Annotated in this window: 11 protein-coding genes; all 11 read right to left on the reverse strand. The window is 63.9% G+C overall.

Features of this window, described 5'->3' with window-relative positions:
• Positions 1–27: 27 nt before the first annotated feature.
• The 11 genes from RI444_RS15605 to groES all read right to left on the reverse strand — a co-directional run bounded on the left by RI444_RS15605 (position 28) and on the right by groES (position 15785).
• Positions 28–1782 carry a glycerol-3-phosphate dehydrogenase/oxidase gene (locus RI444_RS15605; protein ID WP_062097420.1) on the reverse strand — a complete coding sequence of 585 codons (1755 nt, stop codon included), beginning with the start codon at positions 1780–1782 and terminating at the stop codon, positions 28–30.
• Positions 1783–1885: 103 nt separating this feature from the next.
• Positions 1886–2533: a hypothetical protein gene (locus RI444_RS15610; protein WP_031216587.1), complete on the reverse strand. Its 648-nt coding sequence runs from the start codon at positions 2531–2533 to the stop codon at positions 1886–1888.
• Positions 2530–3162 carry a hypothetical protein gene (locus RI444_RS15615; protein ID WP_062097422.1) on the reverse strand — a complete coding sequence of 211 codons (633 nt, stop codon included), beginning with the start codon at positions 3160–3162 and terminating at the stop codon, positions 2530–2532. The genes RI444_RS15610 and RI444_RS15615 overlap by 4 nt, the downstream gene beginning before the upstream one ends.
• 48 nt (positions 3163–3210) lie before the next feature.
• Positions 3211–4020, reverse strand: a complete 810-nt coding sequence (locus tag RI444_RS15620; protein WP_241650861.1) for a hypothetical protein — start codon at positions 4018–4020, stop codon at positions 3211–3213.
• A gap of 212 nt (positions 4021–4232) precedes the next feature.
• Positions 4233–5369, reverse strand: a complete 1137-nt coding sequence (locus RI444_RS15625) for a GuaB3 family IMP dehydrogenase-related protein (protein WP_207605718.1) — start codon at positions 5367–5369, stop codon at positions 4233–4235.
• A 69-nt stretch (positions 5370–5438) separates the two neighbouring features.
• On the reverse strand, positions 5439–7298 hold the full coding sequence (locus tag RI444_RS15630) for an ABC transporter ATP-binding protein (RefSeq protein WP_207605877.1): 1860 nt from the start codon (positions 7296–7298) through the stop codon (positions 5439–5441).
• A gap of 178 nt (positions 7299–7476) precedes the next feature.
• Positions 7477–8985 (reverse strand): IMP dehydrogenase, encoded by a 1509-nt coding sequence (gene guaB / locus RI444_RS15635; RefSeq protein WP_021472479.1) that lies wholly within the window; start codon positions 8983–8985, stop codon positions 7477–7479.
• 210 nt (positions 8986–9195) lie between these two features.
• Complete coding sequence (locus RI444_RS15640) at positions 9196–11253, reverse strand: acyltransferase family protein (protein ID WP_316963829.1); 2058 nt, start codon at positions 11251–11253, stop codon at positions 9196–9198.
• On the reverse strand, positions 11250–13313 hold the full coding sequence (locus RI444_RS15645) for an acyltransferase family protein (RefSeq protein ID WP_242703228.1): 2064 nt from the start codon (positions 13311–13313) through the stop codon (positions 11250–11252). Before RI444_RS15645 ends, RI444_RS15640 begins: the two co-directional genes overlap by 4 nt.
• Positions 13314–13788: 475 nt before the next feature.
• Entirely contained in the window at positions 13789–15402 is a 1614-nt protein-coding gene (gene groL / locus RI444_RS15650; protein ID WP_021472476.1) for a chaperonin GroEL, read from the reverse strand.
• Between the two features lie 86 nt (positions 15403–15488).
• On the reverse strand, positions 15489–15785 hold the full coding sequence (groES, locus tag RI444_RS15655) for a co-chaperone GroES (protein ID WP_011775524.1): 297 nt from the start codon (positions 15783–15785) through the stop codon (positions 15489–15491).
• Positions 15786–15936: the final 151 nt, after the last annotated feature.

Below are 15936 nucleotides of genomic sequence, written 5' to 3' on the forward strand. Positions count from 1 at the left end.
GAGTCCCCCGGCGGAGCCAAGCGAATGTCAGCGAAGGGGCATGATGTCATCGACTCCCATGCGGGCCGCATCCGCTGACTCGTCGTCCGGCTGCTCCTGGCTGAGCCTTTCGGCTTCAACCCTTGCCAAGTAATGCTTGATTTCGCTTTCGCGCTGGGTGTCGCTCCAGCCGAGGATTTCTCCCATCAGCTTAGCGACTACCGGAACGGCGGACACACCCCGGTCCCAGGCTTCGATGGATATCCGGGTCCGGCGCGTCAGGACATCGTGTACATGCCGGGCGCCTTCGTGGGTGGTTGCGTAGACCACTTCGGCTGCCAGGTAATCGTCCGCACCGGGCAGCGGCTCCGCCAATTCCGGTTGCCGCGCAATGAGATCCAGTACCTCGGCTGTCATGGAGCCGTAACGGTTCAGCAGGTGCTCCACCCGTGCCACGTGGACTCCGGCTTCCTCCGCTGAACGTGCGCGCCGGTTCCACGCTGCCTTGAAGCCTTCGGCTCCGAGCAGCGGAATGGTATCCGTGCAACTCGGCGGGACGCGCTCGTCCATGGCCCGGGTGGCCTCGTCCACGGCGTCCTTGGCCATGACCCGGTATGTGGTGTACTTACCGCCGGCAACCACCACGAGCCCTGGAACCGGATGCGCCACGACGTGCTCCCGCGACAACTTTGCCGTCGAGTCGTTGTCCCCTGCGAGGAGCGGCCGGAGCCCGGCATAGACGCCCTCCACATCCTCACGGGTCAACGGGCGTTTCAGGACACGGTTGACGTGCTCCAGGACGTAATCGATGTCCTTGCTGGAAGCTGCGGGGTGCGCTTTATCCAGCGTCCAGTCGGTATCAGTGGTGCCGATGATCCAGTGGCGACCCCAGGGGATAACGAAAAGGACCGACTTTTCCGTGCGCAGGATGAGACCCACGGTTGATTGGAAACGGTCGCGGGGAACCACCAGGTGGATCCCCTTGGATGCCCGGACCTTGAGCTGGCCGCGATCGGTGACCATGGCCTGGGTCTCGTCCGTCCAGACGCCCGTGGCATTGACCACTTGCTTGGCCCGGACTTCGAAAACCTCGCCGTCCTCCTGGTTCTCAAGCTTGGCGCCGACCACGCGCTCACCCTCGCGGAGGAAGTCCACCACGCGTAGCCGGTTGGCAGCATGGGCTCCGTAGTGCGCGGCGGTCCGGACGACGTTGACCACCAATCGCGCGTCATCCACCTGCGCGTCGTAGTAGCGGATGGATCCCACGAACGCGTCGTCCTTGAGGCTGGGAGCTGCACGAAGAGTGCCGCGCTTGGTGAGGTGCCGGTGCATCGGCACGCCACGGCTGTGGCCGGAGGTGAGGCCCAGGGTGTCATAGAGCATGATGCCGGCGCCGACGTAGGGCCGCTCGACGAAGCGCCGCGTCAGCGGGTACAGGAACGGCACGGGGCGGACCAAGTGCGGTGCAATGGTCTGGATCAGGAGCCCGCGTTCCTGGAGCGCTTCCTGCACCAAGGCGAAATCCAGCATCTCAAGGTACCGCAAGCCGCCGTGGATGAGTTTGGAGGATCGCGACGACGTGCCCGATGACCAGTCGCGCGCCTCGACGATGCCCACCGTCAAGCCACGGGTCACTGCATCAAGCGCGGCGCCGGCGCCCACGACGCCTCCGCCGACAATCAGGATGTCCAGTTCCTTGCCTGCCTCAGCAGTGGCCTTCAACGCTTCAATGGATGCGGCACGGGACTCGGGGCTTAGGGCTCCCGCAGAATTCACCTGCGAACCGCCTGCGATATTGCTCATCGGACTCCTCCTCAAACGCAACAGCTGGTAGTCCACTACCCTACTGGTTGGCCGCCGCCCGCGGCAGTGCCGGTTTCCCGGAGATCCTTGGGCGCGCCGGTCCCTACAGCGGGCCGAATGCCCTGCCGCCCTGGGTGTCCTGCCACGTGAGGGCCATTTCTTCCAGGTATCGGCGCAGTTGCAGATCGGCGTCGATGCGCCTGCGGAAGTGCTCGCGTGCGTGTTCGGAGAAGAAGGCAGGGACCGCGAACAGGCTCACAACGACCACCAGCATCAACGCGTAGGCCGCCACGAACGCGAGGACTTGGAGTGGTCCTCCTTGAAGCAACGGGGCCACAACCGGGAACAGCCCGATGCCAAACACCACGGCCAGGAAGGCGGCCAGCCCGAGCCCGGAGGAAAATTTTCCGGGCGCCCTGGACTGCATCACGGCTTTGATACGGGGCACGCCGCGCAGCTTTTGCAACGCAAGCACGGCACCGCCGAGGAGGCCGAGCCCGGCCACAGCGAACAGGACTATCCCGACGGCCGGGCCACCGAGGATCAGGATGAGCAGTGCTGCCGCCAGCAGCGCGGCCCCGCTTCCGCCACAAGCGACGGCGAGGCCACGCCACTGGCCTTGGTTCCAGGCCATGTTTCGCAATACCGACTGCGTGCCTTCCGGGGTGGCCCGGGCGACATCACGGGACAGCCAGTAATCCAGGGGGTATTGCCTGGAATGGTGCCCTGGAGAGTGGAACTGTTGACTCATGCGAAGGTCAGCGCGGCCTCGAAGGAAGCGAGGGCCTCCGTTGCGGGCACCGGACGGGTAGGCGGATTGTCGCCGTCGCCCTCAGCAAGTGTCCAACTGCCGTCTTCACCGGCCTTGAGGTTGGCGACCAAAGGCTCACCCCCGGCCCGGTGGTGCTTGATCATCGCGGCTGCGGGTAGTCCGTCAGGGCCGTCCACCAAGTATTGCTTGGCGATCGCAACACCCAGTGACAGCATCCCTGAGCGCGAATCAACCGGCTGGATCTCATGAACCCCGTAACGGCTGAGGTTCAGCAGGACGGCGCCTTGCTCAGAACCCGCAATGAACAGCACATGGTCGCTGGTGGGCGTCACCAAAGCCATCTCCAGCCACTCGTCTGCGGTAGAGACCACGGCAGCCACAATGGCTCCCTTGTCCACGGGAACGATGTCCTCGCCGGCAACCTCCGCCAGGCCACGCACAAGGAGGGTGGTGATTCCCGCCTGCTCCAGCACGTCCTGGTGGTTCACGCCTGCAAGGCGGAACAGCTCCCGGGATCTTTCCGCGGCGGGCGTGGGATTCATGGCAAGCAACGCCAGGAGTTCGTGATCGGTCAGTCGCAGTGTGTCCACGTTTGCTGTCTGTGTCATGCCATCCTCATGTTGTTCGTCTGTACAACGCTATCCCAGGACTGCCGGTCAACCACCGAGCCAGCCCCACACCTTCTTGGCTCCGTCCGCAATGGCTTGGGCTCCGTCCTCTACTGCGCCGGCCACGGCTTTAGCCCCGTCCACCACCATTTCCGAGGTGGATCCATAGCCGAGCCCCTTGGCGAGGAACCCCATTCCCGCCCAGGCCAGGCTTGCCCCGGCAAAGAAGGGACCCACCACGGGCACGAAGCTGCCGGCGGCCAGGACCGTGGTGATGCCACCATCGGCCATGGCATATCCATCGCCGCGCATGTACCCGTCGGCGAACTGGGCAACGCCGCCTACAACGCTCAGGACACCGGCGGCGCGGCCCACCATGGACAGGCCATTGAGCAGCTGGGTGCCCCTCACATAGCCCACGCCCGGCATCTGCCCGTACTGTGCACCGAGGACGCTCCACGGCATCCGGGACAGGAGGCCGCCTTGGGCCATCCTGTTCAGGAGGACATCAGCAATGAAGCCGCTGCCGGAAGCCGCAAAGTTCAAGGACTGGTAGACAGTGTTGCCGTTGGCATCCACCACGGGGGTGAAGGGCGTGGAAGGCTGAGCCGGCGTCGGGCCCTGGCCGGGCGACGTTCCGGAGCCTGTCTGGCTGGCCTGCTCCTGTTCATCCGCCTGGACCAGGAGGGCCTTTGCCTGGATTCGCAGGGACTCGCTGGCCTTGTGCAGCATGGGCCGCATCTTGCTTGACCAGTCAGCCCGGAACCGATCGCCGTCCGCGCCCTTCCAGGCGGCCGAAGCCACAATCCCGTTGATGTTGAGCTCGAGGTTGGCCAGCGTGTTCCCCGATGTTCCCATCACCTTTGACAGAGACCTCAGTTGTGTAATGTCTGCCCCGTAGATTCCCGGCGCCATACTTCCCCCGATTCATGACAGCAATAGTTCTTCGGCTGCCAGACTACGTGCGGGGGCAACACAACGCGATGGGGAGAACTTCCCCGGGCAACGAAAAAAGCCCCTGCAGGTCCCCGTAAAGACCGGGACCAGCAGGGGCGTTTCACGTCAGGAAATCAGTTGCTTTCGTAGGGCGAAACCACAACATCCACGCGCTGGAACTCCTTCAAGTCCGAGTAGCCCGTGGTGGCCATGGACCGGCGGAGTGCTCCGATGAGGTTGGACGTGCCGTTGGTGTGGTGACCCGGTCCGAACAGGACTTCCTCCAGCGGACCGACGGTTCCCACGTTGACGCGATCCCCACGCGGTGATTCAAGGTGGTGTGCTTCCGGACCCCAGTGCCAGCCGCGGCCGGGGGCCTCTTCGGCACGTGCCAGCGCGCTGCCGAGCATCACGGCGTCGGCGCCCATGGCGATCGCCTTGACGATGTCCCCGGAGCTGCCCATGCCGCCGTCGACGATGACGTGGACGTACCGTCCGCCGGATTCGTCCATGTAGTCCCGCCGGGCGGCAGCAACATCGGAGATGGCTGAGGCCATGGGCGAGTGGATACCAAGCGCACGCCGGGTGGTGGTCGTCGCACCGCCGCCAAAACCGACCAGGACGCCGGCAGCGCCCGTGCGCATAAGGTGCAGCGCCGGGGTGTAGCCGGCCGCGCCGCCCACGATCACGGGAACGTCGAGCTCGTAAATGAACTGCTTGAGGTTCAGGGGCTCGTGGTTCTTGGAGACATGCTCAGCCGAGACTGTGGTGCCGCGGATGACGAAGATGTCGACGCCGGCAGCCACCACGGTCTTGTAGTGCTCCTGGGTGCGCTGCGGCGTGAGTGAACCAGCAACCGTTACTCCCGCTGCGCGGATCTCGGCGAGCCTGGAGCTGATGAGTTCGGGCTGCACGGGAGCCTGGTAGAGGTCCTGCATGCGCCGCGTGACAGCGGGGCTGCTGGTTTCGTCGGCCAAGCCGGCAATTTCGTCGAGGACCTTTTGCGGGTCCTCGTAACGGGTCCACAAGCCTTCAAGGTCAAGGACGCCAAGGCCACCCAGCCGGCCAAGGGCAATGGCCGTTTCAGGGGACATGACGGAGTCCATGGGAGCGGCAATCACCGGCATGTCGAACTTGTAGGCGTCAATCTGCCAGGAGACCGAGACGTCCTTCGGGTCACGCGTCCGTCGGTTCGGAACGATCGCGATGTCATCCAGGGAGTAGGCTCGACGCCCACGCTTGCCACGGCCAATCTCAATCTCATAAGTCACGGCTACAACTCTACTGGACCCCTCCGGCAACCAGGCACCGCCCGGCACGCCGCGCGGTTTTCCACCGCTCTAAGCCTCTGGAGCCGCCCGACTGGTCTCATCCACTGACAGCTGGGACTCGAACATCCGGAAGTACCGGCCACGCAGCGCAACAAGTTCCTTATGCGTTCCCTGCTCCGCGATCCGGCCGTCCTCGAGCATGTAGACGACGTCAGCCTGCTCGATGGTGGCCAGGCGGTGGCTGATGGCGATGATGGTACTGCTGCGGTCGGCGAAAAGCCGCGAGAAGATGCGGTGCTCGGCCAGGGCATCGATGGCCGAGGTGGGCTCGTCCATCACCATGAAGGATGCGTCGCGGTAGAAGTTGCGTGCCATGGCGAGGCGCTGCCATTGGCCACCCGACAGCCCGCTCCCCTTGCGTCCGCGCGGATCCTCCATCCAGTTGCTGACGTGGTTGTCCAAGCCGTTGGGAAGCTTGTTGATGAAGTCCATGGCCTCAGCATCAGATGCCGCGCGCCTGATCCGCTGATCGTCCCGGGGTTGCTGGACGTCCCCCAGGTAGATGTTGTCAGCGGCCGTGGCGAACTCGTATTTGAGGAACTCCTGGCTCAACACGGCCAGATGGCGGTGCCAACTGGTCACGTCAACGGTGGCGAGGTCGACGCCGTCGAGCAGTACCTGGCCTGAGTCCGGCCGGTACAGCCCGGCCAGGATCCGGATCAGCGTGGACTTTCCAGCACCGTTCTCCCCCACGATCGCGATGTGTTGCCCGGCTTTGATGGTGAGCGAGATGCCCTTGATGACTTCAATATCGCTGCCGGTGTAGCTGAAGCGGATGTCCTTCATTTCCACGGTTTGCGGGGATTTCAGGAGCGGCGGTTCGTGGCCGGTGGGCACCGGCAGCGTCATGAAGAGCTCGTAGTCCTTGAGGTTGGCGAGGTCTTCGTCGATGGAGCTGAGCGAGGACACCAGGTTGTTGGCCGTGGACAGGGCCCGGCTCACGATCTGCTGAACGTAGAGGAACTGGCCCACGGGCTGCGCCCTGGCAATGATCTGCCCGACCACCCAGATGAGCGAGACCACCTCGGCGCCGTACTGGAGTGCGTCGGCCGCCAATTGCTTGGGGATGTAGCGCTTCTGGAAATCGAGGCGCCGGCGCTCGTCCGCGTCACGCAACCTCGACCGGAGGCCCATAAGGTACCCCACGATCCCGTAGAGGCGCATCTCGGCAATGTGTTGCGGCCTCAGGAGGTTCTGTTCGATCATGCGGCGCTGCCGCCGGGAGTCGACCTGCGTGTTCCAGTGGGCGATCTGTTCACGCGAAAGTTTGAACTGCAGATAGACACTGGGCACGATCGCCACCAGGACGATCACCGCAATCCACCAGCTCACCAGGAACAAGGCTCCGACGGCGAGGATAACGGAAACCAATTGCGTGAAGATCGCGGCAATGCGGTCAAGGACGCGGGCATAGGAGTCGGAGAACCGCTTGGCACGATCGTAGAGGTCTACCGTTTCCTTGTCGTCGTAACGCCAGAATTCCAAGGCAAGGAAGCGCTCATACATCATGTCGCCGACGATTGCGCCTACCCGGAAACTCATGAGCTGCTGGATGTAGCGGTCAACGCTGCTGAAGCCGCCCCAGAACAGTCCCAACGCCGCCGTGATGACGACGTACAGGATGGCGCGCGGACCGGCGTCGGGGTCTCCTGCGTAGCCGGCCGCCAGCGCCGTTGTGGTCAACGCAGCGAAGTATGTTGTCACCAGCGGCAGCGTGGCTGAAATCAGCGAGCCGGCCACCTTCATGATGACGGCGGCGGGCGAGGCCTTGAAGCTGACCTTCAGGACCTGCCCGACGGCGCGTGCATACGGCCGGAGTGCCAGCTTCCGGGGCGGCGCCTTGGTCACCCGGACGGACTCCGGATGCATAGGCCGGTCGCGGCCCGGGCCACCTGGGTTTTCTGACATACGCCCAGCCTATTCCTCCCCTCTGACACCAAGGCACCAGCCGCGAAGGGACCGCGGTTGCCCGCGGAACATGCCCGGACGCAAAGACTCCCCGTGGAACACCACGGGGAGTCTTCGATCGCGTCAATCCTGCAGGGAATCAGCGGGAGTAGTTCGGCGCTTCCACCGTCATCTGGATGTCGTGCGGGTGCGATTCCTTCAGGCCTGCAGCGGTGATGCGGACAAACTTGCCGCGCGCCTTCAGCTCCGGGATGGTGGGGGCGCCCGTGTAGAACATGGTCTGGCGTAGGCCGCCGACCAACTGGTACGCCACCGAAGCCAGGGGCCCACGGTAGGCAACGCGGCCTTCGATGCCTTCCGGGATGAGCTTGTCGTCACCGGAAACGTCGGCCTGGAAGTAACGGTCCTTGGAGTAGGACGTGTTCTTGCCGCGGGACTGCATGGCCCCCAGGGAGCCCATGCCGCGGTAGCTTTTGAACTGCTTGCCGTTGACGAAAATGAGATCGCCAGGAGACTCTTCACAACCGGCCAGCAGGGAACCGAGCATCACGGTGTCGGCGCCGGCAACCAGCGCCTTGCCGATGTCGCCGGAGTACTGGAGGCCGCCGTCGGCGATCAGCGGAACGCCAGCCGGAATCGCGGCCTTCGCGGATTCGTAGATGGCAGAGATCTGCGGAACGCCAACACCGGCCACCACGCGGGTGGTGCAGATGGAACCGGGACCGACACCCACCTTGATGCCGTCGGCACCGGCGTCGATCAGAGCCTGGGCTCCCTCACGGGTGGCTGCCTGGCCGCCAATGATGTCAACGTGCGCGGCAACGGGATCGGACTTGAGCCGGGCAATCATGTCCAGCACGCCCTGGGAGTGGCCGTTCGCGGTGTCCACGAACAACGCATCCACGCCGGCGTCGATGAGCTTCATGGCGCGCTCCCAGCCGTCACCGAAGAAGCCGATGGCCGCACCGACACGCAGGCGGCCCTCATCGTCCTTGGTGGCCAGCGGGTACTGCTCGGCCTTGGTGAAGTCCTTGGTGGTGATGAGGCCCTTCAACCGGCCCTGGTCATCCACGAGCGGCAGCTTTTCAATCTTGTTGGTGGCCAGCTTGTGCGAAGCTTCCTCGCGGCTGATCCCGACGTGGCCGGTGACCAGCGGCATCTTGGTCATGACGTCGCTGACGCTGCGCAGCGGGAAATCCGATTCGGGAACGAAGCGGGTGTCGCGGTTGGTCACGATGCCCAGGAGACGGCCGTCGGTGTCCACCACGGGAAGGCCGGAGACGCGGTAACGGGCGCACAGCTCATCAAGTTCCAGCAGCGTTGCCTCGGGGCCGATGGTCACGGGGTTGGTGATCATGCCGGATTCGCTGCGCTTCACGCGGTCCACATGCTCTGCCTGGTCATCGATGGACAGGTTGCGGTGGACAACACCGAGGCCGCCCTGGCGCGCCATGGCGATGGCCATGCGGGACTCGGTCACGGTGTCCATGGCTGCCGAGAGCAAGGGCGTCTGGACCGTGATGCGCTTGGAGATGCGCGAGGACGTGTCGGCCTCGGACGGGATGACGTTCGTGTGGCCGGGCAGCAGCAGGACGTCGTCGTAGGTGAGGCCTACGAAGCCAAAGGGATCGTGTTCGGGCTGGGTCATGAGTGCGCCTCTTACCTGGGTTTGGGGACTGGAACTGGTAGGGGTTGCAACTGATGACCAGCCCGTCATTACGGGACTGGCCTGTGCAGAAGTGTTGGATAAATACTAGAACCTCCGCGGCGATCGCCATATTCCGCGGCAGCTGAGTGTGAGCAACGGCACTGGCGGCAGGCCGCCGTAGTGCATTTCAACCGCGGAGGGCACCCATGGCTACCGGGAAGTAGCCCAACCCGTCGCGGCCAGCAGCCTTTCTTCGAACATGGGAATCATGCTCTGCACGTATGTTTTGGTGAGGTGGTTGTCGTCCTTGTAGACGTACACATTGCCCACCACGGCCGGACACGTACCCTGCGCGCAAATGAAATCGCTCATGTCCATCAGGTACAGCCCGTCCACTTTGCCCACGTAGTCGTCCAATGGCGAGGACGCCGCCAACGAGTGCTCCAATGGCGCGTTGCAGTCGGGGGAATCCGGCCCCTTCTTCTGGACACACTCCGGCATGTTGATGCTGAAGCGCGGATTGTCCCGAACACCCACGACGTCGATTCCGGCATCGGTAAAGGGCTTGATGCCTTCCAGGTAGCCCGGGACCTCTGTTTCAAACGGTTCAGTGACGTGGGTCAGGGATGCCACCGTGAACACGGCATCCGGCTTGTGTTCCAGGACGTAGTCCGCGCTGGCTTTGTTGAACGCGTTGCAGTCGTCCGGCCGTTCTGTGGACTCCGCGCCGAACCGGCAATTGCCTTTCAGGAGCGTCACGACTTCCCAGCCATGCGCTTTGGCAATCGGGCCCAGTGCCGCCATGTACTGCTGCGCGTGCGAGTCACCCAGGACCACGATCTTTTTGGTGGTGACTTCCGGCGGATCGTTCTGGAGGCAGCCCTCCAGCAGAGGATCCGACGGGACGTTATCGCCGGTGCAGAGGCCGTCGATGTCCGCCCACTCATCCTTCATGGCGGCCGGCGCCGGGATGATCTTCGCTTCGGGAGTCGGCTGCCCGGCTTTGTCCGGTGCCAGCGCAGCGGCACCCGGGGTCAGCTCCATGGGCTGGTCGGCGATCGCCGCCCCCTCAGCCGAGATGGCACCCTGCCAGGCGGTGACAGGCAGCGCGAGCAGGGCACCGCAGGAGGCAATCACGACGGCGGCACGCCAGGAACGCACGTTGGGCCACTCCCAGCGGCGCATGGGACGTTCCACGAACCGGGTGGTGGCCACCGCCAGGATCATGGAAACGGCCATGATGGCCAGTCCTTGCAGCAGGTTGGGCGTGGTGGTTTCCGTTACCAGGAGGAAGAACACCAGGACCGGCCAGTGCCACAGGTACAAGGCGTAGGAGTTGTCCCCCACCATGACCAGCGGGCGGGAGGCAAGGAAGCGGTCGGCTCCGATCCTGCTTCCGCTTTGCCCTGCCACGATCACTGCGGTCGCGGCCAGGGTGGGCCACAGGGCAACAAAGCCGGGGAAAGAACGGTCAACCGTGAGCACCAGTCCGCAGGAAAGCATGGCAGCCAGGCCGCCCCAGCCGAGGACCACACGAAGCTTGGGGCCCGGTTTCAGGTACGGCAACGCCAGGGCGAGCAAGGATCCCAGCGCGAATTCCCACAGCCGGGTGCGGGTGTCGAAGTAGGCGTAGCTTTGGTTGTTGGCCGTCTGGTCGATGGAGTACACCAGCGACGCCACGAAGACGGCCCCGAACGCCATCAGGAGCAGAGACCGGTGGCCCACTGCCTTCCTGCCGGGCAAAACCTTGGCAAGGAAGGGCTGCAGCAGGGCCACGGCGGCGAAGATCAACGGCCACAGGATGAAGACCTGCCCTTGGATGGACAAAGACCAGAAATGCTGGAGGGGGCTGGCGCCTGAATGGTTCTGCGCATAGTAGTCCACCGCGGAATCAGCCAGTTGCCAGTTCTGCCGGTACAGCAAAGAGGCCCAGGCCTCCGCCAGAACGTCCGGCCAGCGGCTCTGCGGAACAAACGCCCACGTGGCAGTGAGGACTCCCAGCAGCACAACGACGACGGCGGGCAGCAACCGCTTGAACACGTGCAGCCAGTGCTGCAGCAGGCGCAGGGGCCTGCCGCCTTCAAGTTTCCTGGTGAAGGACAGCGTCAGCAGGAATGTCGAGATGAGCAGGAATACGTCCACCCCGCCCGACACCCGGCCGAGCCAGATGTGGTACGTGGCGACCATCAACACGGCCAGGGCCCGCAGGCCCTGGACCTCCGGGCGGAAGGTGCGCTCCGCCGTCGTGCTTATTGTCTGTTCCGTCATTGCGCCCATCCAGTCGCGGCAAACCACCTCTCGGAGAACATATCGCCCATGCTCTTGACGTAAGTCCGGGACAAGTGGTTGTCGTCAAGGTAGACGAACACGTTGCCGATGACGCTGGGGCATGTGGTGCCGTCACACAGGAAATCGGTCATGTCCAGGAACGCGGCGTTACCGAAGGTCCTCTGTACTTGGGCGAACGGACTGGTTGGTGCAAGGACATCGGGCTGGTCCGACTTGCACTCGGCGCTGTCCACGCCCTTGGCGAGGGCGCACTCGGTCACGTTGTAGTCGTACCGGGGGTTGTCGCGGACGGCCACCACCTGGATGCCGAGGTCGTTGAGGTTGGTGACGGTCTGGTCGAAACCATAAACAAGCTTTTCATCCGGGGACGACGGGGACGCCATGGTGCCCACCATGAACACTGCGTCCGGAGTCTGGGACGCCACGTAGCGGAAGGCCGCAGAGTTGAACTCGTTGCACTGGTCCTCCGCGTCCGGGTTTTCCGGCATGAAATGGCAGCCGCCCAGGAGGAGCGCCGTCACCTTCCAGCGATGCGCTTCAGCCATGGGGCCAAGCGCCGCAAGCCATTGCTGCGAATGGGAATCCCCCAGCACCACAATGTGCTTCACGGCGTCATCGCCAACATCGTTTTGCTGGCAGTTCTCCGCGAGGAGCTTATCCTCGGGTTTGTCGGCGCCCTCGCACGTGCCGTTCAGGCGGGCCCAATCCTCCGGCAACTGCTCGGCCGTGGGCAGGGTCCTGGCTCCCTCGCTCACCAGATCGACGTAACCCGGAAGCAACGCGTGAGCGCCGGGATTGTCATTGAAGGCCTGGGTTTCAGCGGCCTTTTGGTCAAGGTACTGCTTGTACTGGAAGCCCACCATCGGAGCGCTGGCAACTGCCAGGCACACGGCGATGGAGATGGCAGCGCGGCGCCGCTTCACCTCCGGCCACTTCCATTCGCGGAAGGGCTTCTCCACGTACTTGGTGGTAAGGAATGCCAGGCCCAAAGCAAGGGCAATGATCGCCGAGCCGGACAACCAACCGGCGTGGTCCTTGCCGCTCCACGCCAGGTAGATCACCAGGATGGGCCAATGCCACAGATACAGCCCGTAGGAATTGTCCCCCAGGCGGACGAGGAACTTTGAACTCAGGATGCGGTCCACGCCGAGGCGGCTGCCCGTTTGGCCTGCCGCGATGACGGCAACGGCAGCAAGGGTTGGCCACAGGGCGACGAAGCCCGGGAACGCCGTCTGCACCTGCAGGAGGATGCCGCAACTGAGCATCGCGGCGACCCCCGCCCAACCCATAACCACACGGACGGGTTTGGAGAAGTCCAGGGCAGGCAGGATCAAGGCAACCAAGGTTCCCAAGGCAAATTCCCATAGCCGGGCGAACGTATCGAAGTAGGCCACTGCCTGGTTGTTGGCGGTGAAGATGATGGAGTACGTCAGCGAAGCGATGAAGATCAGCGCGAACACGTAGGCCAACGACGCCCGGTAACGGAGCTGGAACTTCCGGCACACCACTGCCACAGCGGCGAAAATGGCCGGCCACAGGATGAACACCTGCCCTTGGATGGACAGCGACCAGAAGTGCTGGAGCGGACTGGCGAGGCTGTGGTCTGTTGCGTAGTAATTGACCGCCAGCGTCTGGAGCAGCCAGTTCTCAAAATAGAACAACGACGCCCAGCCTTGGTTCACCACTTCCACCCACCGCGTGGGCGGCAGGAACACAAAGGTGGCGGCCAGGGTGCCAAGCAGAACGACGACGACGGCCGGCAGCAGGCGCCGGAACAGGTGCAGCCAGTGCCTGACCAAGTCCATGGGACGGCGCTGCTTGTAGCGCCCGGTGAACTGGAGCGTCATGAGGAACGCCGAGATCAGCAGGAAAACATCCACACCGCCGGAGACGCGGCCGATCCAGATGTGGTAGCTGACCACCATGAGGACCGCGAGCGAACGGAGACCCTGTATTTCCGGGCGGAACTTTGACTTGGCAACGGGTCCATGAGCCCGCCTGTCGGGACGGGCGGGCTGTTGGATCGTTGATGCAGACACGTTAGGCGATTCCTCAGGGGCTATTTTGCAAAGGTTCCATCATATGCGGTTTGGAGCATGCGACCCAGTCAAGTGGCTTGCCCGGAGGCGCCGGGGAACGCCAATCAGCGCACCTTGCACTAAGGATCGGGACCGTGCCGGGGCTGCGCCCGGAGGACCAACACTGCTGTGACGAGGCAAAACGATAATAAGGATACTTAGTCAAGATTACCGACCGCCATGTGACGCATTCCACGCAAAGTATCAGCCGGTTGCCGGGCTTCCGCACCAATGACGTCGGCCGGGACCGGGAGGTGATAGGGGGACGGCCGAAAGCGGGCGGGAGGTGATAGAGGGACGGCCGAAAGCGGGCGGGAGGTGATAGAGGGACGCCCGAAAGCCGGCGGGAGGTGATAGAGGGACGGTTTGCAGCCGCGGCGAGGCAGCAAAAAGCCCCGGCCACTGGGCGTGACCGGGGCTCTTTGGGGCAGGCAGCCTAGTGCTGGTGGCCTGCGTGTGCGTCTTCTTCCTCGGCCGGCTTCTCGGCAACCAGGGTCTCGGTGGTGAGAACCAGGGCAGCGATCGAAGCGGCGTTGCGGAGGGCAGAGCGGGTGACCTTGACGGGGTCGATGATGCCGGCAGCCGTCAGGTCCTCGTACTCGCCGGACTTGGCGTTGAAGCCGTGGTTCGCCTCGAGCTCGGAAACCTTGGCAACCACAACGTAGCCGTCAAAGCCTGCATTCTGGGCAATCCAGCGCAGCGGCTGGGTCAGTGCACGGCGGACGATGCCAACCGCAGCGGCGGCGTCGCCTTCGAGTGCCTTGACGGCCGGGTCCTCGTCCAGGGCCTTGAGGGCGTGGATGAGGGCCGAGCCACCGCCGGAAACGATGCCTTCTTCAAGGGCGGCACGCGTAGAGGAAACAGCGTCCTCGATGCGGTGCTTCTTTTCCTTGAGCTCGACTTCGGTAGCAGCGCCAACCTTGATGACGCCGATGCCGCCGGCCAGCTTGGCCAGGCGTTCCTGCAGCTTCTCGCGGTCCCAGTCGGAGTCGGTGCGGGCGAGCTCAGCACGGAGCTGGGCAACGCGGTCCGCAACGTCCTGCTCGGTTCCGGCGCCGTCAACGATGGTGGTGTGGTCCTTGGTGACGGTGATACGGCGGGCCGTACCCAGCACCTCCAGGCCAACGGTGTCCAGGCTCAGGCCCAGGTCCGGGGAAACAACCTGCGCACCGGTGAGGGTGGCGATGTCCTGCAGCATGGCCTTGCGGCGGTCGCCGAAGCCGGGAGCCTTGACGGCAACAACGTTGAGCGTGCCGCGGATGCGGTTGACGATCAGCGTGGACAGGGCTTCGCCCTCGATGTCCTCGGCGATGATGAAGAGCGGCTTGGAGGCCTGCAGCGCCTTCTCCAGCAGCGGCAGGAATTCCTGCAGGGAGGAGATTTTGCCCTGGTTGATCAGGATCAGGGCGTCTTCGAGGACGGCTTCCTGGCGTTCTGCGTCGGTGACGAAGTACGGGGAAAGGTAGCCCTTGTCGAACTGCATGCCTTCGGTGAGGACGAGTTCGGTCTGGGTGGTGGAAGACTCTTCGATGGTGATGACACCATCCTTGCCCACCTTGCCGAAGGCCTCCGCCAGCAGTTCGCCGACCTCTTCGCTCTGCGCGGAGATGGCAGCGACGTTGGCAACCTGGGTGCCTTCGACTTCGCGGGCGTTCTCCAGCAGGCGGGCGGCAACGGCCTCGACGGAAACCTCGATGCCGCGCTTGATTTCGCCAGGTGCGGCGCCGGCTGCAACGTTGCGCAGGCCTTCCTTGACCAGGGCCTGTGCAAGCACGGTGGCGGTGGTGGTGCCGTCACCGGCAACATCGTTGGTCTTGGTGGCGACTTCCTTGGCAAGCTGTGCGCCAAGGTTCTCGTAGGGGTCGTCCAGCTCAACTTCGCGGGCGATCGTCACGCCGTCGTTGGTGATCGTGGGGGCGCCCCACTTCTTGTCCAGGACGACGTTGCGGCCGCGGGGACCAAGCGTCACCTTGACGGTGTTGGCGAGCTTGTCGATACCGGCCTCGAGGGACCGGCGGGCAGCGTCGTTAAACGCAAGCTGCTTTGCCATGGTTGTGTCCTTTCAGAACGGAAAACCCGCACCGCAGGCGGCTGGAAGATATTCCAAGCGGGCCTGCAGCGCGGGATTCCAGGAAGTTACTTTACGACGATCGCGAGGACGTCGCGGGCGGACAGAACGAGGTACTCGTTGCCACCGGTCTTGACTTCGGTTCCACCGTACTTGGAGTAGATAACGACGTCGCCAACAGCTACGTCAACCGGCACGCGGTTGCCGTTGTCATCGAAGCGGCCGGGGCCGATTGCAACAACTTCGCCTTCCTGCGGCTTCTCCTGTGCGGAGTCCGGAATGACCAGGCCGGAAGCCGTGGTCTGCTCTGCTTCGAGCGGGCGAACAACAATACGATCCTCAAGAGGCTTAATCGAGACCGACACTCGGATCTCTCCTTTTCATGAGCTGATTCATGGACTAAGAACAAGGGTGCCGAGGCGTGCAACCGTCGTCGCGGTGCCGGCAGCGTACCTGGCGGTAGTGGTTAGCACCCTCACGGGGAGAGTGCTAACAAGACTCTATGTAAGGCGTTAG

The sequence above is a fragment of the Paenarthrobacter sp. AT5 genome, from assembly GCF_032764245.1.
Classification (GTDB): domain Bacteria; phylum Actinomycetota; class Actinomycetes; order Actinomycetales; family Micrococcaceae; genus Arthrobacter; species Arthrobacter ureafaciens.